This is a genomic window from Georgenia sp. AZ-5, assembly GCF_043952095.1.
In the GTDB taxonomy this organism is placed as follows: Bacteria; Actinomycetota; Actinomycetes; order Actinomycetales; family Actinomycetaceae; genus Georgenia.
In genome coordinates, this window is record NZ_JBINOU010000001.1 from 3,585,576 (window position 1) to 3,609,041 (window position 23,466).

Genomic DNA, 23,466 nt, shown 5'->3' on the forward strand with positions numbered 1-23,466 from the left:
TCGGGGGCTGCGGGTGCGGGCTCGGCAGGCCCGTGGGCCGCGGACTCGCGCTCGGCCGGCGCGGGAGTCCCGGGCTCGCCGGCCGCGCGCTCGGCACGCGTCCCGTCGCCGGACTCCGCCCGCCCGCCGTCGGTGACGGCCCGCGGCGTGTCCGCCTCGTCCCTCCGGCGGTCCTTCCAGCGCCAGCCCATCACTCGACCTCCGTCCGTCGGCGCCGGATCGGCAGCGCGAGCAGCACCGCCAGGGCGAACACGCCGCCCTGCAGCCACGCCCACGCGGTACCCAGCGGCGCCTCGTACCGCACCGTCAGCGTGCCGGTGTGCGCGGGCAGCTCGAACGCCTGGCGCCACCCGTCGCTGGTGGCGCGCAGCGGCCGCCCGTCGTACCAGGCGCGCCAGCCGGCGTCGGCCCGCTCGGCCAGCACGAGCGTGCGGCCCTCCGGCCCCCTGGGCAGCACCGTGCGGAGTTGCACGGCGCCGGCGTCGACGTCCCGCACCCACTCCCCCTCGGCGTCGACCACACGGGCGCGGGCGACGGAGGAGGCGGCGTCGTCGCCGTCCCCGCGGGCCACGCGCCAGACGGCGCCGGAGGCGTTCTCGGTGATGCGCTCGAGCCCGGCGGTGGCGTCGAGCTCGGCGACCAGGGCGCGGCGCTCGGCCGTGCGCGGCTCGGTGCCGGCGGGCAGGTAGTCCTTCTCCGGCGGCACGATGACGATGCCGATCGCGTGCGCGCCGAGCCGGTCGGCGACGCCCGCCTGGCCCGCGCCGACGCTCAGGCCGGCGACGAGCTGCGCGAGCTCGGCGTCCGCGGCGTCGTCCGGCGCGGCGGGCTCCGCGGCCGGGGCGCCGACCAGGTCGCGGGCGGCCACGGCGGCGGACGTCTCGGTCAGCTGGGGGCCGCGGTCGCGCCAGACCTCCGCGCGCACGGTGTCGCCCACCGGGGTGAGCGCCAGCGCGCGGGAGCGCTGCGGTGAGTCCTGCATCTCGGCCGCCACGGCGGGCACCGGCGGGGCGCTGCGGCCCTCGACGGCGAGCAGCGCCGTCGGCCGCTCGTAACCCTGGCGGGCGGCGACCGCCCAGCCGCCCGCGGTAACGAGGGGGCCGAGGAAGGCCAGCACGCTGAGCGCGGTGGCGCCCACCTGCGCCCAGCCGAAGCTGCGCGCGCCGAGCGCGCCGCGCAGCCCGTCGGCCCCGGCGACGGCGGCGACGAGCAGGCCGAGGACCACCAGGCTGACGCCGGTGCCGGGCCAGCCACGGACCAGCTCGGTGGCGCCCGCCGGGCCGGCGCCGAGCGCGACGTCCGTGCGGGAGCTCGCGAGCGTCACCGCGAGGCCGACGACGGCGACCAGCCAGCCGGCCCGCACCGCGCGGGCGCGGCCGGTGCCCCGCAGCAGCGCGGCCAGGGCGGCGAGCACCAGGGTGACGCCGCCGGCGAGCAGCGCCCACCGGCCCACGGCGCCGACCCAGCCCGTCTCGCCCGGGCCCGGGAAGGCCGGCGGCGCGACGGGCCAGCCGAGCAGCGCCAGCCAGGACGGGCCGGGCACGGAGGCGTAGGGGGCGCCGGGGTCGGCGAGCAGCAGGCGCCAGCTGCCGGCATCGACGTCGCGCAGCGCCTCCACGAGCAGCGGGCCGAGCAGCGCGAGGGCGGGCAGCGGCACGGCAAGCACCCAGCGGCGGCGCCGGGGCACCACCAGCGCGAGCAGGACGACCAGCACGATCGCGGCGGGCAGCAGCACCGGCGCGCCGGCGGCCGCCACCGCCAGCGCCAGCGAGGCGCCCGCCGCGGCGGCGATGGACCCGGCGTGGACGCGGTGGTCGTCCCGCGCGGCCGCGTCGGCGGGCGCGGCCTCGGCCCCGTCGGCGGCCGCGGCGCCGCCGGCCTCCCGGGCGCGAGCCAGGGCGGTGCGCCTGGCACCGACGAGGCCGGAGAGGACGACGTCGCGCCGGTTCACCCCGGCGGTGCGGGCCAGGCCCAGGGCCACCCACGGCAGGGCGAGGTGGGCCAGGACGGCGCCGAGGCGGCCCTGGCCGAGCGCGAGGAGCAGCGACGGCGCCAGCGCCCAGACGAGCGCGGCCCAGGCGCGCAGCGCGACCGAGCGGGTGGCGGCGCCGGCGGCGAACCACGCGCCGACCCCGGCGAGCGGGATCGCGGCCAGCACCAGGGCGGCGACCAGGGCGTTGGCGTCGGCGCCAAACGGGGCGACGAGCAGCATGAGGACGGCGAGGACCTGCAGGAGCGGGTCGGCCGGTCCCACGGCGCCGTCGCCGGCGGGCACCCAGCCGGAGCGGGCGGCGCGCCACATCTCCGCCAGGCCCGCGTCGGCGGGCAGCAGCGCCCCGCCGGTGAGCGCGCCCCCGAGGACGACCGGTAGAAAGGTGGCCAGCGAGACGGCGACGAGCACCAGCGCCAGGGCAGCGAGCGTGATCCGTCGCCTGCGGGCCAGCGCCGCGCGCTCGGCGATCTCCAGCTCGCTGGGCGCCTGGGTGGCGCGGCGGGCGGCCGCGAGCTGGCGGCGGGCGTCGCGGCGGGCGCGGCGGACCTGCTTGCCGGTGGCCTCCAGCGGCGCCAGGGAGCGGGCGGGGATGCGGCGGGTGCGCTTCTCGGCGCGGCGGGCGCGCCACAGGGCGCCGGGGCGCAGCGCGCCGGCGACGGCGGTCAGCTCGGCGCCGGCGAGGGTGAGCTCCTTGGTGGCCACGCGCCACAGGGCGCGCAGCGGGGCGAGCACCAGCAGGCCGAGCGCGAGGAGCGGCAGGACGGCGGCGGGCGCCGCGAGGAGGGCGTTGTAGACCTGGGCGCGGCGCCGAGCGGGGAAGGAGCGGCGGGCGTCGGGCTGGGTCTGGCCCACGGCGGCGGCCGCGCCCACGCCGTCGAGCGCGAGGGCCGGCGGCCCGCCCTGGCCGCGCAGGCCGAGGTAGGAGGCGCGGGCGTGGTAGACGATCGCCGTGGGGACGACGACGACGCGGTGACCGGCCAGCCGGGCGCGGCGGGAGAGGTCCAGGCCGTCGCCGAAGGGCCCGAGCGCGGGGTCGGTGCCGCCGAGCTGCTGCCAGACGTCCCGGCGGACCAGCGCGCCGGCCGTGCCGACGGCGAGGACGTCCTCGCGGTGGTCGTGCTGGCCCTGGTCGATCTCGCCGGGTTCGATGTCCGGGAGGCGACGGCCGGAGCGGGTGGCGCGCAGCCCGACCTCGAGGAGGCGGGAAGGCTCGTCCCAGTCGCGCTGCTTGGCGCCGAGGACGGCGATGGAGCGGCCGGACTCGGCGGCGTGGAGCAGGTGGTCGAGGGCGGCGGCGTCGGGGGCGGAGTCGTCGTGCAGCAGCCAGAGCCAGTCGGGGGCGGCGTCGCGGTCCGGCTCGGCGCCGTGGGCGCCGACGGCGCGAATCTCGCCGGTGGTGACGGGGTTGAGCTCGCCGGTCACGCCCGACCAGGATGTGCGGGCGCCGGTGAGGGCGTAGCCGCGCTTGCGGGCCTTGGCGGCGGCGCGCTCGACGAGGGCGACATACTGCACGAGCCCCTGCCGGACGGCCTCGCCGAAGGTGCCGGCCTCGGGGGCGTTGACCACGCGGACCCGGGTGACGTCCTCCAGGCCGGCGGCCGCGACCGCCTCGTGGACGGGGACGCCGGTGCCCAGGTCCTTGCCCGGGCCGACGACGTCGACGACGAGGACGACGTCGGGCAGGTGGCGCTGCCGCGCGAGGGCGGCGAGGGTGCGCGGGAGGTAGGCGGAGACCCCCGCGCTGACCACCACCGCGAGGGTGGAGGGCCGTGCGGGAACTGATGACGCGAAACGCTGTTCCGCCATGCCGGCGGGCGCCTCAGACCGCGCGGCGCTTGAGCTTGCGACGCTCGCGCTCGGACAGGCCGCCCCAGATGCCGAAGCGCTCGTCGTGGGCCAGGGCGTACTCGAGGCACTCGGCGCGCACCTCGCAGGAGGTGCACACCCGCTTCGCCTCGCGGGTGGAGCCGCCCTTCTCGGGGAAGAACGCCTCGGGGTCGGTCTGCGCGCACAGGGCGCGGTCCTGCCAGGCGAGCGCGCCGTCGTCGTCGCCGCCGTCCTGGAACAGGCTGAGCACGTCGGCGGAGACGCGCTCGGTCGCCGCCGTGCCCGAGGCCAGCGGACCGTCACCGAGAATGTTCCACACGGCTGTCTCCCTCGTTCGCTATCAGCGGCTTCTCTGCATGAAATTACACGCGTGTCATCCTGTTCCGTCAAGCCCCTGAGTGCTATACGGACGGGCACTTTTGTGGCCAGGGCCACGAATGCGGCGTGTCGGGCGGCGTGTCGCGACGGCCGTTGCCAGATTGTTATGGACGAGTCACCCCGTATTCACCTGAGGGCGAGCCGATCACGCCCCGGAGGAGGCCGCAACTCGGCGCTCAACACGCCGCCAAACCCTAGGCTGACCGGCATGAGCCTTCCCCAGACCCTGCCCGGCGACCTGCTCGCGTCCTTCGCGGGCACCGAGGCCACGAGCCCGCGCCTCACCTGGTACGGCGCCGACGGCGAGCGCACCGAGCTGTCCGGGCGGGTGCTGGCCAACTGGGTGACGAAGGCGGCCAACCTGCTCATCGAGGAGGCCGACGCCGAGCCCGGCACCAAGGTCGTGCTCGACCTGCCGGTGCACTGGCGCTCCCTCGTGTGGGCGCTCGCGACCTGGACGGCCGGGGCTCAACTGGTGCTGCCCGGCACGGAGGACAGCGACGGCGAGGCCCAGGTGGTGGTGACGCACCGCCCAGGCGAGGCGCCCGGCGAGGACGCGGCCGACCTGGTGCTCGCCGTCGCCCTGCCGGCGCTGGCCATGCGGTGGGACGGCGACGACCTGCCCGGCGGCGTCGTCGACGCCGCCGCCGAGGTGATGACGTACGGGGACGCGCTCAGCTACGTGAGCGAGCCTGAGGACGACGACCTCGCCCTGACGAGCGACGACCTCGAGGCGACCTACGGCGAGCTGACGTCCTGGGCCACGGGTTCGGCTGAGCTCGGCGACGGCGCCGCAGCCGACGACGCGGACGATGAGGCCGCCCCGGTGCGGGTGCTGGTCTCCCCCGGCACGATCGAGCAGCTGCTCGAGCAGGCGCTGGCGGTGTGGCGCTCCGGCGGGTCGCTGGTGCTGGCCGAGCCGGGGACACCGGCCGAGAGGCTGGACCGGATCGCGCAGGAGGAGCGGGTGGAAGTGCGGTGGTGACGGCCTGACGGCGTCACCCGGCCATGCGGGGACGAGCAGGTCACGGCACGTCAGCCTGGACGAGCGTGCCGCTTCCGCGAACGGACACTCCGCCCTCGTCAGCCCGGACGAAGATCGCCTCGCCACGCGTCAACGTGGCCGTATCCGTGGCAGTGGCAACCTCGACCTCGCCCGCGAGGCACAGGATGACGCGTGGCCCGCGACCGGGGAGGGGGTGCTGGGAAGCACGGCCCGCGTCCTCGAGCTCGGTGACCGAGAGTTCGAAATCGTCCACCGGTGCGTAGAAAACCCTGGTGGCCCCGTGGAAGACCTCGGGTGCGAGCCGGATCGGCGGTGCTGCGACGTAGTCGACGCACTTAAGCATCTCAGCGACGTCGATGTGCTTTGCCGTCAGCCCGGCGCGCAGCACGTTGTCGGACGACGCCATGATCTCGACCCCGAGCCCGGAAAGGTACGCGTGGACGCCGCCCGCGGGAACGAACAGAGCCTCGCCGGGATGCAGCGTAACGGGGTTGAGGAGGAGCGAAGCGACCACACCCGGGTCCCCCGGGTGCTCCCGCCCCAGCATCACCACCGTCCGGTCGGCCCGAGGGGACGGTGAGCCACTCCGAAGCCTGGCCGCGCAGGCCGCCATCACTGCATCCACCTCGGCACGCTCGGGACGTGTGGAGGGCTCGAGAAGCCCACGGAAGGCCGTACGCATCCCTGCGGCGGACGGATCCGCGCGCAGCACCGCGTGGAGGCGGTCGGTGACGTCCACGCCAAGCCCGGACAGGAGCTCGGCTGCACGCCGGGGCGCCCTGAACCCGCACATCGCCTCGAAGGTCGTGACGGCGAACACGAGCTCGGGCTTGTGGTTCTCGTCCCGGTAGTTGCGTTCCGGCGCGTCCACCGGGATGCCGGCCGCCTCCTCCGCCCGGAACCGCTCCCGCGCCCTCTCGAGGTGCGGGTGCACCTGGAGGGACAACGGACGGGCGGGCGCGATGAGCTTGAGGAGATACGGGAGCTGCGCACCGAAGCGATTGACGACGTCCTCACCGAGCACCCCGACTGGCTCACGCTCGATCAGCGCGCGAAGGTCGCCGTCGGAGGCATGGTCTGCCCCCTCCCGGGCGTTGAAGGACGGCACAAAGCGAGCCGCACCGCCTGGGTGCGCCCCGAACCACAGCTCGGCCAGCGGCTGCTGGCTGGGTGCCGCGCCCATGAGAGCGGGTATCGCATCGTGCGATCCCCACGCGTAGTCGCGGGGCACCCCGCTCAATCTCTGCACTTCCGATCCCAACTCTTGACTCGGCGCACAACTGTAATCGGACGATGCGCCAGACTAAGCGCATGCGAGGCATCATCCTGGCCGGCGGCTCCGGCACGCGACTCCACCCGATCACCCAGGGCACGAGCAAGCAGCTCGTTCCCGTCTACGACAAGCCGATGGTGTACTACCCGCTCAGCACGCTGATACTCGCCGGCATCCGCGACGTGCTCATCATCACGACTCCGCACGATGCTCCCGCGTTTCACCGGCTTCTCGGTGACGGATCCCAGTTCGGTATCAACGTCGAGTACGCGGTTCAAGAAGTGCCCAACGGGCTGGCGCAGGCCTTCGTCATCGGAGACAACTTCATCGGCGGCGACTCCACCGCCTTGGTGCTGGGCGACAACATCTTCTATGGGCCTGGGATGGGCACTACCCTCAAGCGATTCGAAAGCATCGACGGCGGAGCCGTCTTCGCCTATCACGTGGCGGACCCCACGGCCTACGGCGTGGTGGAATTCGACGAAGACTTCAAGGCCATGTCCCTCGAGGAGAAGCCTTCACATCCCAAGAGCTCGTACGCCGTTCCCGGGCTCTACTTCTACGACAACGACGTCGTGGAGATCTCCAAGGGCCTGCAGCCGTCCGCCCGCGGCGAGTACGAGATCACCGACGTCAACCGGGAGTATCTGGAGCAAGGCAGGCTCCGCGTCGAGGTACTTCCCCGGGGCACTGCCTGGCTGGACACGGGCACCTTCGACTCGCTGTTCGACGCGAGCGCGTTCGTCCGCACGGTTGAGGCGCGACAGGGTCTCAAGATCGGGTGCCCGGAGGAGGTGGCCTGGCGCCGGGGTTTCCTCACCGACGACGACCTCCGTCAGCGCGCAGAACCGCTGCGTAAGTCTGGTTACGGGGAATACCTGCTCGGCCTACTGAACCATCCCGTGCGCTGACATCGGATCGCCTGGCAGGTCGGCTGTCCTCGGGTCTCGTGCCCGCGGCTCAGGCGAGGCCCACCACGTCGGGCGCCGCCGCGTGCCACCTCTCGGCCCAGTCGCCGATTGGTGCCACGCCGGCACGCTCGAGGGCGTCGTGCCCCAGCACTGAGAACGCCGGGCGCGGCGCGGGTCGCACGAAAGCCTCCGAAGTCGTCTCCTTGACCATCTCGGGTGACCTGCCGATCGAGGAGACGATCTCCTTTGTGAACCCGTGCCAGGACACGTAGCCGGTTGCCGTGGCGTGATAGACGCCGGAGGGCGCTCCCGCGTCGACGAGGCGGCGCAGGAGATCCGCGACGTCGGCCGTCCACGTCGGCTGCCCGACCTGGTCGCCGACCACCTGCAGCTCCGGCCGTTCGGCGGCGAGCCTGGCCATCGTCTTCGGGAAGCATCCGCCATGAGCGCCGTAGAGCCACGCCGTGCGCAGGATGAGGAAGTCATCCGTCTCCGCACGCACCGCCCACTCTCCTGCGGCTTTGGTGCGGCCATAGGCCGACGCCGGAGCCATCGCGGCGCCCTCCCCGTACGGCGTCGACGCGTGCCCGTCGAAAACGTAGTCGGTAGAGATCTGAACCATGCGGGCACCAACCCGCTTGGCGGCGCGGGCGAGCAGCTGCGGACCCACCGCATTGATCCTGAAGGCCTCCGACTCGTGCGTCTCCGCGTCGTCGACGGCGGTCCAGGCCGCGCAGTTGATGACGACGTCCACGTCATCGATCGCCGACTCGACGACCGCAGGGGTTGTGATGTCGAGCTGCTGACGGGTGTGCGGGACTACTTCCTCGCCGGCCGCCGTCAAGAGGCTGACAACGTCCGTGCCCAGCATGCCTCCTGCACCTGTCACCAACCAGCGCATACCTTCCCCTCTCGTCCGAGATCGTCGCTGCCTGCTCCGCCAGGCCCGTGTCAGCCCTTCCGCGGGCTGGACGCCGTAACACCCTAGTCCGCACGCGAACTCCCCTGATGAGACGGCCCTCGTGAGAAGGCCCGTAAACTGGCCCGACCCGTCCGGAGAAGGAGACCCATTGAAGTTCCGCGAGCTGACCATCGATGGTGCGTGGGAGATCACGCCACAACAGTTCGGAGACCCGCGCGGCGTCTTCCTCGAGTGGTACAAGGACGCTGCCTTCGTCGAGGCGGTCGGCCATTCACTCGACCTCAAGCAGGGGAACTGCTCGGTCTCGAGCGCCGGAGTTGTGCGTGGAATCCATTTCGCGGACGTCCCGCCCTCCCAGGCCAAGTACGTGACGTGCCCCAACGGGGCGGTCCTCGACGTCGTCGTCGATATCCGCGTGGGTTCACCGACATTCGGCGAGTGGGACAGCGTGCTGCTCGACGACGTCGACCGGCGGGCCGTATACCTCTCTGAGGGGCTCGGACACGCGTTCTGCGCCCTCGAGGACAACTCCACCGTCGTCTACCTCTGCTCGGCGCCGTACGCCCCCGGGCGGGAGCACGGCATCAATCCGCTCACCGAGGACGTGAGGATCGACTGGCCAAAGGTGGGACGTGACGGGCAGGCGCTGGAGCTGCTGCTCTCCGAGAAGGACACCTCCGCGCCCGGCCTGCTGGAAGCGCGCGACCAGGGCCTGCTACCGAGCTACGACGAGGTCCGCCGTTTCACCGCCGGGCTCGCCTGATAAGGCACAGCCAAAGCTCCCTGGAGCTGACGAGCGGACAACCCGCGACGCCCTACTGCCCCTGGGCGGCATAGGCCGCTTCGACGGCTGCCTTCTGCGGGCGCCACCACGACTCGTTCTCCTCGTACCACGCGATGGTGTCGGCAAGGCCGGACCGGAAGTCCCTGAACTCGGGTCGCCAGCCCAGCTCCTCCCGGAGCCGTGTGCTGTCGATCGCGTAGCGGAGGTCGTGGCCGGGGCGGTCCGCAACCAGGTCATACTCGGACGCCTCGCGCCCCATGAGCTCGAGGATCAGTTCCACGACCTCTTTGTTGTTCTGTTCGCCGTCCGCGCCGATCAAATAGGTCTCGCCGATCCGTCCGCGTTCGATGATCGTCCACACGGCACGGTTGTGGTCGCGCACGTGGATCCAGTCCCGGACGTTCTGCCCGGCGCCGTAGAGCTTCGGTCGGATCCCGTCGATCACGTTGGTGATCTGCCTCGGAATGAACTTCTCGATGTGCTGGTAGGGCCCGTAGTTGTTGGAGCAGTTCGAGATGGTCGCAGGCACATTGAAGGACCGCACCCAGGCGCGCACGAGAAGGTCCGAGCCGGCCTTGGTCGACGAGTACGGGCTCGAGGGGTTGTACTGGGTTAGCTCAGTGAATCGCTGTGGATCGTCCAGGTCGAGATCACCGTAAACCTCGTCCGTGGAGATGTGGTGGTAGCGGACACCGTGCCGGCGGACCGCCTCGAGCAGCGTGAACGTACCGACGAGGTTGGTGCGGACGAAGGGCGAGGGGTCGTTCAGCGAGTTGTCGTTGTGAGACTCCGCTGCGAAGTGGACGACGATGTCCGACTCTGCCACCAGCGGGTCCACGGTGTCGGCGTCGGCGATGTCGCCCTGAACGAGGGTGACCCGGTCACCCGATCCCGCGAGCGACGCGCGGTTGCCCGCGTAGGTGAGCTTGTCGAGAACCGTCACCTCCGCGTCGGGACGCTCCTCGACGGTCTGATGGACGAAGTTGGCTCCGATGAAGCCCGCGCCTCCGGTGACAAGAATCTTCATGGCCTTCTTCCTCGTTTAGTGTCACAACCCACTCGTCGCCGCGCCCTCAGGGATGCGGACGCATGCGGCACACTTGGTGGCTATGCGAACGCACATGCTATCCGAGGGCCCGCGCCGCCCGATGCCGTGCGGTAGGCCCGAGTGACGGCGGCGACCAACGTCGAGAGCGACGTCAGGCCGGCCGCCAGCCGCTCCTCGCGGGACGGCCAGCTAGACCCTCGCAACAACAGCCTCAACCTGCTGCGGCTCGTGCTCGCGCTCGCCGTGCTCGTGTCGCACAGCTTTCCCATCGGCGGCTTCGGCCCGGGGCCAGTCTGGGCCGGGGAAAACCTTGGCGGATGGGCCGTTGTCGGTTTCTTCCTCATCAGTGGCTACCTGATCGCCGGCAGCAGGCTGCGTTCTCGCGGCGGGCAGTTCTTGGTCAACCGGATCGCCCGGATCTTCCCGGCCTTCTGGCTGTCCCTCATCGCCGTCGCGGCCGGCTTTGCCCTCTTCGGGTACTGGTACGAGAGGGGCACCGTCGACGGGTACGCGACGACGCCTAACACACCGCTGAACTTCGTCGTGGCGAACGGGCTGCTGAAGATCGCTGACTACTCCGTCGCGGGAACGCTGCAGCAAGCCCCGCTCGCCGGCTCCTGGAACGGTTCGCTCTGGACCCTGTACTTCGAGTTTCTCTCCTACCTGCTCGTCGGCGTGCTGCTCACCTTCGGGTTCATGCGCCGGTCGGTGTGGCCGATGGCTGTCGTGTTCCTGATGAGCGTGGCCGCGCGCGCCACCTACCCCACGTGGGGCGTGTACGTCGGCGGCAACATGGACGTGGACCTCTTTCTTAAGCTGGTTCCGTTCTTCCTCGGTGGCGCGCTCCTGCTCATGGTCAAGGACCGTATTCGGCTGGTGTGGTGGGGCGCGGCCCTCGCCGCTGCCGCCTCGGTGGCGCTCGTCTCGTTCAGCAACTACTGGGGCGGCCACCTCGCCGCCCCGCTGCTCGCCTACGTGATTTTCTGGGTGGGGAAGACGCTCCCGGCGCCCCGCCTCGTCCAGGTGCACGACATCTCTTACGGCGTGTACGTCTACGCCTGGCCGTCCACGCAACTCATGGTGCTCCTCGGCGTGCACGAGCACGGCGTGCTGGCCCTGATCGGCGCGAGCACGCTGTTGACACTGCCCCTCGCGACCGCGAGCTGGCTGTTCCTGGAGAAGCCCGTCATGGAGTGGGTCAAGCGGCGCCGCCGGACGGCGGCGCTGGGCGAAGCACCCACGGGCTCCGGGGAGCCGGCCTCTCCGGAGCCGGCCGGCGTGCCGGCCGGCTCCCGCTAACCGGCGAGGATCAGTCGAGCTGCTCGTCGATCCAGGCGCCCAGCCGGTCAATGCCTGCTCGCAGGTCGTACCTCGGCGACCATCCGAGCACCTGCCGTGCACGAGCGACGTCCGCCCACGCATGCCGCACGTCTCCGTGGCGGAACTGGCCCGTGACGTGGGGCTCCGGGGCGCCGTAGCGCTCCGCGATGACGGCTGCAGCCGTGGCAATCGTCTGGACCTCGCCGGAGCCAATGTCGAGCGGGTGCTCCCACACCTCATCGGAGAGGGTCGCCGCGACGACCGCGGAGGCGACGTCGTCGATGAGCACGAAGTCGCGGCGGACCTCCCCGTCCTCGTACAGCGGTATCGAGTCGCCACGCTTGGCGATCCGGCAGAAGAGCGAGACGATCCCGGTGTACGGGTTGTTGAGCGACTGGCCGGGCCCGTAAACGTTCTGAAGCCTGACGATAGCCGGCTGCACGCCGTGCGCGTCCGCCCACAGCGTCAGCAGCTGCTCCTGCGCGAGCTTGGTCGCCGCATACACGCTGGCAGGGCGCGGCTCGACGAGGCTGGCGTCCATGGCCGTGGGCGAGGAGTCGTGGAAGTCCCACACCCCCCGCTCCAGCATGGACCTGCTCCGGGGACCCGGGTAGAACAGCTCGCCGTCCCTGCGCCACGCACCCTCGCCGTACACCGCGCGGCTGCTCGTGAGGACGATGCGTCGCGGCAGTTTGCCGGTGCGGTGGAATGCGTCGAGCATCTGGGTCGTCCCCACCACGTTGACCCGCGAGTGGCGGGTCGACTCCGAGAGGGACTGGCCGGTGCCTGTCTCGGCGGCAAGGTGCACGACGACGTCGGGCGCCACCTCTGACAGGAGCTCGTCCCACGTCTGTGCTTCCGCGACGTCCGCGACGACAAGGCGTACACGTCCGTCCAGAGAATCCGGGCGATCCGTGGTGGCATGAACCTGGGGGTGCAGGTTGTCGACGGCGACGACGTTGTCGAACGCGTCGGCCAGGGCACCGGAGATCGCCGAGCCGATGAATCCCGCACCTCCCGTCACCAGGCACGTGTTGTTACCTCGCGTGTTGTCGGCCGGCATCCGTGGTCCTTCCGGGAGTAGTTGTGCTGAGCGCATCGACGCCGAACTGACCGGTTCAGATGCGCGAGGGAGAGAGTGCGTGCCCCAGGAGCGCACGGGCGTTGGCCTTCCGGCCCGCGCGGACGACCTGGGGCAGCAGCGTGATGGCGTACGCACGCGAGGTCAGGTGGGCGCGGGCGGCGCGCTCCGCACCTCGCCACCCGAGCGCACGGGCCTTCCGAGCGGCGATCTTGAAGTACTCTTCCTCACCCCGGAACCGCGAACCGTCGAGCGCGGTGGTGGAGGAAGCCGAGGCGCTGTGCCGCCGGTAGGAGAACACGACGTCAGGCAGCAGGAGCAGCCGGCCACCGTCGAAGACGATGTCGAGCACGAGCGCCAGATCCTGGATGATGGGGAACCCATCGAGGAAGTCGTGCCCGAGCAAGGTCTCCCGCCGGAAAGCCATCGCCGGCCAGTAGAGCCAGTTCCCCCGGAGGAGGCTCTTCGCCAGCGCCTCGCCGCCGAGCACTCGTGGCGAGTTGGCCCGCGGTGTCAGCAGCCGCTTCACCGTGTCCGTGAGGGGGTGGCTCAGGGCGTCGTTCTCGTCGACGATCTCGACACCCGGCTGGATCACCTCCACATCCGGGAAGGCACGGTGTGCGGCAAGAACCGCTCGCACATATCCCGGGTGCAGCAGGTCGTCACACCCCAGGAAGGTGACCCGATCCTGCGTGGCTAGCTGGAGGCACCGGCGGTAGTTGTCAGTGATACCGAGGTTGACGTCGTTCCTCACGTAGCGGATCCGGTCGTCCGCGAGGGCCTTCACCCGCGCACCGACGGACTCGTCAGGATAGGCGTCGTCCACGACGGTGAGCACCCAGTCGTCCGCGTCCTGGTCCTGGACGCTGCGCAACGTCTTCATGAGGAGCTCTGGGTCGCCCCAGAACGGGACGAGGATGTCGAGTGGCACCGAGGATCAGGCTTCCGTTCGAGGTATGGCGGTCAGGCGCGGGCGGCGCGGCGCCACTCAGGGTAGCCGAGCGTGGGATGATGGGCGCCGCTCGGTCGAGATAGCAGACCGGATCGTCGCGAAGGCCACCGCCCCGCCAGCGCCCGAGGTGCAGGGGCGCCGATGGGGATGGAAGATTGATGCCCGCTCACACACGGCCGAACGTTGCCCTTGCCATGCTGACGCTGGTCAAGGGCGGGATGGGCGGAACCGAGACGTACGCTCGTGCACTCACTCGCGAGATCCGCGAGGACACACTGAACGCAAGATGCTTCCTGCCCCGAACCGCCGCGGGGTTCAGCGAGGGCATGTCCGAGGTGGTGGTGCCACAGGTATCGGCAGGTCCCTCGACGGCGCAGCGGCTCGGTGCTGTCGCCTCCGCCACGCTCCGGCGGGGTCCGATCGTCCGAGCGTTGTCCGGGGCTGACGTCATCCACCTGCCCTTCACCGCCGAGGTACCGCGGCTGCCGCGCCGGGCCGCCATGGTCACCACCGTGCACGACCTGCAGCACAGGGACCTTCCCGAGCTCTTTGGCCGTGCCGAGAAGGCCTACCGGTACGTCATGTACGAACGTCCCGCCCGACGTGCCGACGCCGTGATCACCATCAGCGAGTTTGCCAAGAGCTCGATCGAGCGCCACCTGGGGATTCCTCCCGAGCGGATCCACGTCGTCTCGCTGGGGGTGGACACGTCTGAGTTCGTGCCGCACCTGGGCGAGCGGGAGAACTTCATCTTGTATCCGGCGCGTGGCTGGGCGCACAAGAACCACCGCACCCTCATCGACGCTGTCGAGGTGCTCCGTCGTGACGACCCCGCTCTGCGCCTCGTGCTGACGGGCGGAGGCCTGGAGACGCTGGGTGACGTCCCGGACTGGGTCGAAGTGCGGGGCCTGGTGCATGTAGCTGAACTACGCGACCTGTACCGCCGCGCGCGCATGCTCGTGTTCCCTAGCCGGTACGAGGGTTTCGGTCTGCCGCCTCTCGAGGCGATGGCGTCGGGGTGCCCGGTCGCGGCATCGGACGCCGGCTCCATCCCTGAGGTGTGCGGCGACGCTGCCGTGTTGTTCGACCCCGACTCGGTCGAGGCGATCGTCGCTGCCGTCCGCGAAACCACCGAACGCTCGGTGTCCTTGCAGAAGGCGGGTCTGGAGCAGGTGCGACGGTTCACGTGGGAGGCGTGCGCCCGCAGCCATGAGGACATTTACCTCGCCCTGGCTGACCGCCAGGGGCGACGGTGACCCGCACAGGCGCCGGCGAGACACCGACGATCACGACGGGGGGCGCTGCCGGTGTCGGCCTTGCGTCCGTGGTGTCAGCCGCGTCGGGTTACGTCGTCATCCTCATCGCGGCCCGGACGCTGACGCCCGCTGACAACGCAGAGTTCCTCAGCTTCTGGGCGCTGCTCTTCTTCGTCTTCGGGACGTTGGGCGGCCTCCAGAACGAGTTCACCCGTGCGGCTTCGGCCTCCAACCGTTATGAGTACGCCACGACGCGGGGTGGGACGCGCGCCGTTCCAGCCGGTCTCTTGATCGGCCTCGTCGCCGCTGCTATCGCAGCCGTGACAGGACCCTTGTGGGCGCCCGTGATCAGCCCCGCTCATCCGGTGGCCGCGACCATCGTGGTTGCTGTCGGAGCCGTTCTCTTCGCCGGGCACGCCAGCGTCGCCGGGGTGCTCGCCGGCCGCCGCAGCTGGACCGCCTACTCCTGGGTAGTCGCGGGTGAGGCGACCTGGCGCCTGGCCCTCGTCGCACTGGCCGCGCTGACGGGCCTGGGCCTCGTGGGCCTTGAGACGGCAGCTGGGGCAGGAGCCGGCGCCTGGCTGGTGCTGCTGGCCTGGCGGCAGGTGCGCCAGACGGTGCGAGCGCGGTTCCCGGAGCCGCCTTCGGTCATGGCACGCCACGTGGGCCAGGCGATGGTCGCGGCCGCCTCGAGCGCGGCGCTGATGGTCGGCTTCCCCGCGCTGCTGCGCGGGACGACTCCGGCCGACGTGTTTGCCGGGGCGGCACCGCTGCTGCTAGCGATCTCGATGACCCGTGCCCCGCTCCTCATGCCACTCAACGCCTTTCAGGGTGTCGCGATCTCACACTTCCTCGCCCATCGTGAACGGGGGCTCGTACCTCTGTTCAAGATCTGCATGCTCGTTGCGGCCGTGGGTTGCGTCGGCGGGCTGCTTGCGTGGGTGGTCGGACCGTGGCTCATGGTGGCGCTCTTCGGCGCCTCCTACCACGTTGCGGGCTTGGTCCTCGCTGCTCTGACGTTCGACTCGGCGCTTCTCGGGGCACTGACGATCACCGGCGCCGCAACCCTGGCGCTCGGTCTGCACCGCACGTATGCATGGGGCTGGTTCGGCGCGACCGGCGTCAGCCTTGTCGTCCTGCTCCTCCCCCTGCCGCTGACCGACCGAGTGCTGACGTCCCTCGCCTTGGGGCCGGTCATCGGCATCCTGGTCCATGCGCTCGTCCTGCGACGTGAGCTCCGGCGAGGTCCCGCCGAAGTAGCGGGAGCCCTGCCTACCTGACCCGCTCCCACCGGAGGAGCCATCCCCGATGGCGGGATTCGCTGACTCGACGCTGGGCCCGAGCGGCCATGTCGGAGAATTGACGGCTGAGGCTTGGGTGGTCACCGGATACGGACCGAGGCCGGGGTCATGTGCACGGTGCCGCGCTCGAACTGCTGGATGACGCCGCCGGCCACGGTGCGCTCGTCGGCCACCGGCCGGCCCAGCCGCGAGGCCCGGTCCCCCTGCAGGTACCAGCTGAGCATCCCGCCACGCAGCACCGCCCCGCCCGACCCGGCCGAGTACACCCGACCACCGGCGAAATGCTGCACGCACTGCCCACCCGAGCACGACTGCTCACCCGTGGGGAACCCCAGCACACCCCCCGGACCACCGTTGCGCCAGAACGCCACATCGATCGACCCGACCGTGCGCCAGTCCCCACTCGGCCGCACCAGCAACGACCCCTTCTCGAACCGCTGCACGAACCCATCGCGCACCGACCGCTCATCGCCCGCCGGCCACCCCAGCACCGACGACGGCCCCCCGTACAACCCGTCCATCGACCCCAACGTCGCCCACGTCGAACGCGGCGACATGTACACCGTCCCCCGCTCGAACTCCTGCACCACCCCATCAAGCACCCGACGCTCGTCCGCCACCGGCCGGCCCAGCCGCGAGGCCCGGTCCCCCTGCAGGTACCAGCTGAGCATCCCGCCACGCAGCACCGCCCCGCCCGACCCGGCCGAGTACACCCGACCACCGGCGAAATGCTGCACGCACTGCCCACCCGAGCACGACTGCTCACCCGTGGGGAACCCCAGCACACCCCCCGGACCACCGTTGCGCCAGAACGCCACATCGATCGACCCGACCGTGCGCCAGTCCCCACTCGGCCGCACCAGCAACGACCCCTTCTCGAACCGCTGCACGAACCCATCGCGCACCGACCGCTCATCGCCCGCCGGCCACCCCAGCACCGACGACGGCCCCCCGTACAACCCGTCCATCGACCCCAACGTCGCCCACGTCGAACGCGGCGACATGTACACCGTCCCCCGCTCGAACTCCTGCACCACCCCATCAAGCACCCGACGCTCGTCCGCCACCGGCCAGCCCAGCCGCGACGCCCGATCCCCCTGCAGGTACCAGCTGAGCATCCCGCCACGCAGCACCGCCCCGCCCGACCCGGCCGAGTACACCCGACCACCGGCGAAATGCTGCACGCACTGCCCACCCGAGCACGACTGCTCACCCGTGGGGAACCCCAGCACACCCCCCGGACCACCGTTGCGCCAGAACGCCACATCGATCGACCCGACCGTGCGCCAGTCCCCACTCGGCCGCACCAGCAACGACCCCTTCTCGAACCGCTGCACGAACCCATCGCGCACCGACCGCTCATCGCCCGCCGGCCACCCCAGCACCGACGACGGCCCCCCGTACAACCCGTCCATCGACCCCAACGTCGCCCACGTCGAACGCGGCGACATGTACACCGTCCCCCGCTCGAACTCCTGCACCACCCCATCAAGCACCCGACGCTCGTTCGCCACCGGATCCCCCAACCGCGACGCCCGATCCCCCTGCGAGTACCACGCCAACATCCCCCCACGAACGACCGGCCCGGCGTCCACCGGCGCTCGCGGCACCCACCAGTGGGAGTACATGCCGAACGCCAGCGTCGTGTTACCGGTTAGCTCGACCGTCCCGGTGGTGCACTCGAGGCGAATCTTGGTGATGCGGCCACCGAGGGCACCGTTGCCATCCCGGGCGGCGATCACGAGCGCCCTGAGGTTCCCGCCGGAGGGGCAGTGGCGGGCGACGTCGGACGCCTTCAACGTGTCCGTCCACACCGTCCGGTTGTCGCCTGGAGCGGTCCCCGTGTACGGGTCCGGCCTCGCGACCATGTACGGCTGCGTGCCGGCGCGCGAGTAACCGCCGTTGGTGGAGGAGAACTGGGTGAAGGCGACCTGGCCGCCGTACATCCGCACGATACCCGCGGTCTGCTCGATCGCCGTGTCGGTCCGGGGGTCCTCCTTCGTCGAGGTCACCTTGCCGGCGGCATCCACAGTTGCGCGGCCGCCGTAGACCTGGCACTGCGTGGAGTCACAGGTGTTGAAGTACTTGGTGGTCCTGCCCTCGCTCAGTACGTAGCTTCGTGCCGCGACGGCCTGGGCCTTCAGTGCCTCGGGGTGCCATGACGCCGGGGCCTCCCTCGGGACGACGCCTCGTAGGTAGGACTCAAGGGGGACGTCGTTGACGACGTCGAAGGTGTCAGCTGCGGAGCCGGGTGCGAGGCGGATCTCCCCGCGGTACCACGTCCCACCCGAGGATGTGGTCGACTTCGCGGCGGCGACCCCCGCGTCGGTACGGACGCGGAGCTGAGCGCCCTCGAAGGAGAGCCGGTCCTCGACAGCCCCGGAAACGGTGGCGCGCCGCTCCAGGGTGTACGTCGTCCCGTCGCGGGTGATCGTCAGCCGCCCGGGCGCGAGGGTCCGTTCGGCGCCCCCGACGACGCCCACGGAGATCGCAGTCTGTCCTGCAGGGGCCCACAGCGTCACCGTGTTCGTCGACGCCAATGATGTGAGCTGGACGCCCAGGGTCCGGTTGTTCACCGATCCGGAAGTCGTGCCGGGGTAATAGAAACCGAGGATAGCGTCCGCCGAGAGGCCCTGCAGCGCTGCGCCCTGGGCCCCCCACTGCGAGAGGCCCTTGCCGTGCCCCCAGCCGCGCCCCTCGACCTCCCACGCGCCGTCCACCGGGACCGCGTATCGTTCCTCAGCCGCGACGGCGGAGCTCGGCGCCGCAACGAGAGCGGTAACGGTCAGGGCGACCGCCGCTCCGGCAGCAAGAATCGAGCGCAGTGCGCGCATAGGTGGCCCTTTCCTCAATGAGCGTCCCGGCGGCGATGGGCGCTCCGAATTCAGTGTCCCTCCGTCCGATCGGCGATCTTTCGCCGACCTTGAGCCTTCGCCGGGCTCGTGGCCGGGATGGCTGAGGCTTGGGTGGTCACCGGATACGGACCGAGGCCGGGGTCATGTGCACGGTGCCGCGCTCGAACTGCTGGATGACGCCGCCGGCCACGGTGCGCTCGTCGGCCACCGGCCGGCCCAGCCGCGAGGCCCGGTCCCCCTGCAGGTACCAGCTGAGCATCCCGCCACGCAGCACCGCCCCGCCCGACCCGGCCGAGTACACCCGACCACCGGCGAAATGCTGCACGCACTGCCCACCCGAGCACGACTGCTCACCCGTGGGGAACCCCAGCACACCCCCCGGACCACCGTTGCGCCAGAACGCCACATCGATCGACCCGACCGTGCGCCAGTCCCCACTCGGCCGCACCAGCAACGACCCCTTCTCGAACCGCTGCACGAACCCATCGCGCACCGACCGCTCATCGCCCGCCGGCCACCCCAGCACCGACGACGGCCCCCCGTACAACCCGTCCATCGACCCCAACGTCGCCCACGTCGAACGCGGCGACATGTACACCGTCCCCCGCTCGAACTCCTGCACCACCCCATCAAGCACCCGACGCTCGTCCGCCACCGGCCAGCCCAGCCGCGAGGCCCGGTCCCCCTGCAGGTACCAGCTGAGCATCCCGCCACGCAGCACCGCCCCGCCCGACCCGGCCGAGTACACCCGACCACCGGCGAAATGCTGCACGCACTGCCCACCCGAGCACGACTGCTCACCCGTGGGGAACCCCAGCACACCCCCCGGACCACCGTTGCGCCAGAACGCCACATCGATCGACCCGACCGTGCGCCAGTCCCCACTCGGCCGCACCAGCAACGACCCCTTCTCGAACCGCTGCACGAACCCATCGCGCACCGACCGCTCATCGCCCGCCGGCCACCCCAGCACCGACGACGGCCCCCCGTACAACCCGTCCATCGACCCCAACGTCGCCCACGTCGAACGCGGCGACATGTACACCGTCCCCCGCTCGAACTCCTGCACCACCCCATCAAGCACCCGACGCTCGTCCGCCACCGGCCAGCCCAGCCGCGACGCCCGATCCCCCTGCAGGTACCAGCTGAGCATCCCGCCACGCAGCACCGCCCCGCCCGACCCGGCCGAGTACACCCGATCACCGGCGAAATGCTGCACGCACTGCCCACCCGAGCACGACTGCTCACCCGTGGGGAACCCCAGCACACCCCCCGGACCACCGTTGCGCCAGAACGCCACATCGATCGACCCGACCGTGCGCCAGTCCCCACTCGGCCGCACCAGCAACGACCCCTTCTCGAACCGCTGCACGAACCCATCGCGCACCGACCGCTCATCGCCCGCCGGCCACCCCAGCACCGACGACGGCCCCCCGTACAACCCGTCCATCGACCCCAACGTCGCCCACGTCGAACGCGGCGACATGTACACCGTCCCCCGCTCGAACTCCTGCACCACCCCATCAAGCACCCGACGCTCGTTCGCCACCGGATCCCCCAACCGCGACGCCCGATCCCCCTGCGAGTACCACGCCAACATCCCCCCACGAACGACCACGCCCGATCCGTAGCTCCTGGCGTATCCGGCGATGCGCTGGGTCAGCTCCGGCAGCCGGGAGTAGATGTACCGACCGGGACAGCTGGTCTGCCCGACGTCACGGTGCCCCACCACGGCGTCGATAGTGCTGCCGTTGACGAGGGTCGAGCCGGACGCGTTGACACCGTGGAGTGCGAACTTCCATCCGGTCACCCGGGCCAAGGTGTCGAACGCCGCCTCGGTGATCGGCACCTGGTCGTAGTTGCCGAGCACGGAAATGCCGAACATCGCACTGTTGTAGCCGGCCGCGTGAGCTCCGACGATCGCCTTGGTCAGCCCTCCGGCCCGCCCCTCCCAGGCGCGCCCGTACTTGTCGACGAGCACGTTATAGCCGATGTCGCCCCATCCGCGGGTGACCGCGTGGTATGCGTAGATGCCCCGGATGATCCCGGGCACCTGCGCCGCGGTGTAGTTGTTGTTCCCGGCGGTGTGGTGGACCACCACCCCGGTGACCCGGCCCTGCTGAGGAGTCCACCTCATCAACGACTCATCGGCCCCCCAGTCCGCACGTGAGTAGATGGTGGGCTGCGCGCTGGTCGCCGCCGGCAATGCCGTCGCCCCGGGCGCGGAGGCCCCGGTCGACGTCAGGTCGGCTTCGTCATCAGCCGGCGCCGTGCCCGGGTCCCACACCGTCAGCCCGGCACCGGTCATCTCGGCACCCTCGGGGATGGTGAACGCGACCTGAACCTCGTCCGCTCCGATCACCGCCACCGGCTCGGTGCCGTCACGATGTGAGGGTGTGATGCCGCTGGCCGGCCGCGGGGTGATGTCGACCGGCTGCCAGGAGGACCACACATCGTCGGTGGAGCTGCGCAGGTAGACTTCGAACTCCGTCGGATCCGTGGCGCTCTCCCAGGTCACACCGGCGACCGCCACCTCGCTCCCCGTATCGACCGTGGATGCCAGCACGGGGCGTACGTCCGCCCGAACCTCCTCGGGAAGATCCTGGGCGGTGATGTCTGGGGCAGGCGAGCTCGGTGTCGGCGTGGCAGACGCATCACCAGAATCGTTCGACGGCCCACCGTCTTCCGGCGTGGTCGGCTCCTCCGTCCCCGCGACAACCTGCAGTGCTGCCGCCTCCTCCACGGGCCGGACGGGCTCAGCCCCTTCCAGCAGCGGCTCGGCGGCCGCTGCCTCTGACGGTTCCGCAGAGCTCCCTGTCCCGGCCTCACCTTTGGGCGAGTTTGCGGGCGATGCCACGACGGGCGTGCCCGCCGGCGGTACCGCCGCAGCCGCCGGGGCGTACCCCGAGGCGAGCGCGACGACGACCGTGATGGCGGCGAAGACAGGACGATTCACCATGAGGATGAGCTCTCTTGCGACGGGGAAGACGGCGCCAGTCAGCGTGTCCGCCCTTCCAGACTGCCACGGAAGGAATCGAATTGCCGGACGCGACTCACGCAAACTCCGCCGATTCGATGACCACCCGGGCGGGCAGCCCGCTGCGCCCGTGCACGCTTCCGGCCTGTGACATGGATATCGGGGGTAGGTGGCGGGCTAAGCGTCACCGCCCTGACACAATGCCACCATGACGTCATCCGCCCTACTCTCCGACGCCTGGCTGGTCATCCCGCTGTACAACGAAGGACCCGTCATCGCCGACGTGGTGGAGCAGGCCCGGGAGCGGTTCCCGAACATCGTCTGCGTCGACGACGGCTCCTCTGACGACTCCGCGGACAGGGCTATGCAGGCCGGAGCGGTTGTCGTCAACCACCCGATCAACCTCGGCCAGGGAGCGGCCCTCCAGACAGGGATCCGGTACGTCCTGGAGCAGACGGAGGGCGAGTACGTCGTCACATTCGATGCCGACGGACAGCACCAGGTCATGGACGCACAGGCGATGGTTGACCTTGCGAAGCGGGATGACGTCGCCATCGTGTTCGGTTCCCGCTTCCTCGACGACCGCACCAAGCCGGGACTCATGAAGCGGATCGTCCTCAAGGTCGCCGTTGCCATGACTAACCGCAGCACCGGTCTCCGCCTCACCGACGCGCACAACGGACTCCGAGTGATCAGGCGGGACGCCGCGGCGCAGCTCCGCCTCGTCCAGAACCGTATGGCGCACGCCAGCGAGATCGTGGAACAGCTCGGCAAGACCGGTCTGCCGTGGCGTGAGTACCCGGTCCACGTCCTGTACACGGATTACTCACGCGCCAAGGGGCAGTCCCTCCTCAACTCCGTCAACATCCTCGTCGACCTGCTCTTCAAGTAACCGGAAGGCTCTCAGCATGTGGATTCAAGTCATTCTGGTTCTCGGCTTCGTGGTCGTGGCGCTCTGGGACCTACGTTCGAGCGGAGGCGCCCGGCACCAGGCGATCCGCAGGATCCTGCTCGTGGTGTTCATCGGACTTGCGGTCTTCTCCGTACTCTTCCCCTCATGGCTCACCTGGGTCGCCGTCCGTCTCGGCGTCGGCAGGGGCGCGGACCTGGTCCTCTACGCCCTGGTCGTCGCCTTCCTGAGCTTCATCGCGACGACGTACCGCAGGTTCAGCACTTTCGACCGGAAGATCACCGCACTCGCGCGTGACCTGGCCCTGGCGGAGGCTCGCCTCCAGTCGGAGGAGAGCACCGTCCGGAGTGCCGGCGCGGCAGACCGTCAGCAAGCCCGGTCCGCGTGACGCCTCCGCCCAGCGTGGGCGGGCACAAGCGGTGCACCGGTGTTCGTGAACTCGCGGACACCGGTGCCTTTACGGTCCGTCGGCCCCACATGTTGCTGCGCGGGTCGGTTGCGATCTCATCCCGTGACTCAGCTTCGCCCCTGCGGCAGAAGCGCGGCTGGTACGTTCGCTGACTGTCCATATCGCTCTACGTACGGGACCGACGTCCATTCGAGAGCACGCCCGCAGGTCGAGCGCCCCGGTCCGCCCGAACGGATCCGAAGCCTTCTTTTGGAGGCACGGAT

General features: G+C 70.8%; 17 protein-coding genes. 8 read left to right on the forward strand and 9 right to left on the reverse strand.

Translation table 11 applies throughout. The annotated features are described in order from the left end of the window. Positions 1-190: 190 nt before the first annotated feature. Positions 191-3,799, reverse strand: coding sequence for a glycosyltransferase (locus tag ACF0H8_RS16735; RefSeq protein WP_395290012.1), 3,609 nt, complete (start codon positions 3,797-3,799; stop codon positions 191-193). A gap of 13 nt (positions 3,800-3,812) precedes the next feature. Continuing rightward, positions 3,813-4,070, reverse strand: coding sequence for a WhiB family transcriptional regulator (locus ACF0H8_RS16740; RefSeq protein WP_395290915.1), 258 nt, complete (start codon positions 4,068-4,070; stop codon positions 3,813-3,815). 336 nt (positions 4,071-4,406) lie between these two features. On the opposite strand from ACF0H8_RS16740, the gene ACF0H8_RS16745 reads away from it, so the two are divergent. Next, the gene (locus ACF0H8_RS16745) at positions 4,407-5,183 is read left to right on the forward strand and encodes a TIGR03089 family protein (RefSeq protein ID WP_395290013.1); all 777 of its coding nucleotides are present in this window, start codon (positions 4,407-4,409) and stop codon (positions 5,181-5,183) included. 40 nt (positions 5,184-5,223) lie between these two features. Here ACF0H8_RS16745 and manA read toward each other — a convergent pair whose 3' ends face one another. Beyond that, positions 5,224-6,453 carry a mannose-6-phosphate isomerase, class I gene (manA, locus tag ACF0H8_RS16750; protein ID WP_395290014.1) on the reverse strand — a complete coding sequence of 410 codons (1,230 nt, stop codon included), beginning with the start codon at positions 6,451-6,453 and terminating at the stop codon, positions 5,224-5,226. 62 nt (positions 6,454-6,515) lie between these two features. Between manA and rfbA the strand changes: the two genes are divergently transcribed. Then, positions 6,516-7,388 (forward strand): glucose-1-phosphate thymidylyltransferase RfbA, encoded by an 873-nt coding sequence (gene rfbA / locus ACF0H8_RS16755; protein ID WP_395290015.1) that lies wholly within the window; start codon positions 6,516-6,518, stop codon positions 7,386-7,388. A 49-nt stretch (positions 7,389-7,437) separates the two neighbouring features. Here the strand turns inward: rfbA and rfbD are convergent, their stop codons facing one another. Then, a complete protein-coding gene (gene rfbD, locus ACF0H8_RS16760) occupies positions 7,438-8,289 on the reverse strand; it encodes a dTDP-4-dehydrorhamnose reductase (RefSeq protein WP_395290016.1) in 852 nt (283 codons plus the stop codon). A 169-nt stretch (positions 8,290-8,458) separates the two neighbouring features. On the opposite strand from rfbD, the gene ACF0H8_RS16765 reads away from it, so the two are divergent. After that, on the forward strand, positions 8,459-9,073 hold the full coding sequence (locus tag ACF0H8_RS16765) for a dTDP-4-dehydrorhamnose 3,5-epimerase family protein (protein WP_395290017.1): 615 nt from the start codon (positions 8,459-8,461) through the stop codon (positions 9,071-9,073). A 52-nt stretch (positions 9,074-9,125) separates the two neighbouring features. On the opposite strand, the gene rfbB is transcribed toward ACF0H8_RS16765, so the two are convergent. Continuing rightward, positions 9,126-10,121 carry a dTDP-glucose 4,6-dehydratase gene (gene rfbB, locus ACF0H8_RS16770; RefSeq protein WP_395290018.1) on the reverse strand — a complete coding sequence of 332 codons (996 nt, stop codon included), beginning with the start codon at positions 10,119-10,121 and terminating at the stop codon, positions 9,126-9,128. 141 nt (positions 10,122-10,262) lie between these two features. Between rfbB and ACF0H8_RS16775 the strand changes: the two genes are divergently transcribed. After that, a complete protein-coding gene (locus ACF0H8_RS16775; RefSeq protein WP_395290019.1) occupies positions 10,263-11,441 on the forward strand; it encodes an acyltransferase family protein in 1,179 nt (392 codons plus the stop codon). Between the two features lie 10 nt (positions 11,442-11,451). Here ACF0H8_RS16775 and ACF0H8_RS16780 read toward each other — a convergent pair whose 3' ends face one another. Continuing rightward, positions 11,452-12,525 (reverse strand): NAD-dependent epimerase/dehydratase family protein, encoded by a 1,074-nt coding sequence (locus tag ACF0H8_RS16780; RefSeq protein ID WP_395290020.1) that lies wholly within the window; start codon positions 12,523-12,525, stop codon positions 11,452-11,454. Between the two features lie 55 nt (positions 12,526-12,580). Further along, on the reverse strand, positions 12,581-13,474 hold the full coding sequence (locus ACF0H8_RS16785; RefSeq protein ID WP_395290021.1) for a glycosyltransferase family 2 protein: 894 nt from the start codon (positions 13,472-13,474) through the stop codon (positions 12,581-12,583). A gap of 215 nt (positions 13,475-13,689) precedes the next feature. Here ACF0H8_RS16785 and ACF0H8_RS16790 point away from each other — a divergent pair, with 215 nt between their 5' ends. Both ACF0H8_RS16790 and ACF0H8_RS16795 read left to right on the forward strand, forming a co-directional pair. Continuing rightward, a complete protein-coding gene (locus ACF0H8_RS16790) occupies positions 13,690-14,751 on the forward strand; it encodes a glycosyltransferase family 4 protein (RefSeq protein WP_395290022.1) in 1,062 nt (353 codons plus the stop codon). A gap of 68 nt (positions 14,752-14,819) precedes the next feature. Next, complete coding sequence (locus ACF0H8_RS16795) at positions 14,820-16,031, forward strand: hypothetical protein (RefSeq protein WP_395290023.1); 1,212 nt, start codon at positions 14,820-14,822, stop codon at positions 16,029-16,031. A gap of 101 nt (positions 16,032-16,132) precedes the next feature. On the opposite strand, the gene ACF0H8_RS16800 is transcribed toward ACF0H8_RS16795, so the two are convergent. Together ACF0H8_RS16800 and ACF0H8_RS16805 are read right to left on the reverse strand one after the other, a co-directional pair. After that, complete coding sequence (locus tag ACF0H8_RS16800) at positions 16,133-18,886, reverse strand: SpoIID/LytB domain-containing protein (protein WP_395290024.1); 2,754 nt, start codon at positions 18,884-18,886, stop codon at positions 16,133-16,135. Positions 18,887-19,022: 136 nt separating this feature from the next. After that, positions 19,023-21,473 (reverse strand): N-acetylmuramoyl-L-alanine amidase, encoded by a 2,451-nt coding sequence (locus ACF0H8_RS16805; RefSeq protein ID WP_395290025.1) that lies wholly within the window; start codon positions 21,471-21,473, stop codon positions 19,023-19,025. 619 nt (positions 21,474-22,092) lie between these two features. On the opposite strand from ACF0H8_RS16805, the gene ACF0H8_RS16810 reads away from it, so the two are divergent. Beyond that, complete coding sequence (locus ACF0H8_RS16810; RefSeq protein ID WP_395290026.1) at positions 22,093-22,776, forward strand: glycosyltransferase family 2 protein; 684 nt, start codon at positions 22,093-22,095, stop codon at positions 22,774-22,776. 16 nt (positions 22,777-22,792) lie between these two features. After that, complete coding sequence (locus ACF0H8_RS16815) at positions 22,793-23,182, forward strand: DUF2304 domain-containing protein (protein ID WP_395290027.1); 390 nt, start codon at positions 22,793-22,795, stop codon at positions 23,180-23,182. The last annotated feature ends 284 nt before the right edge of the window (positions 23,183-23,466 follow it).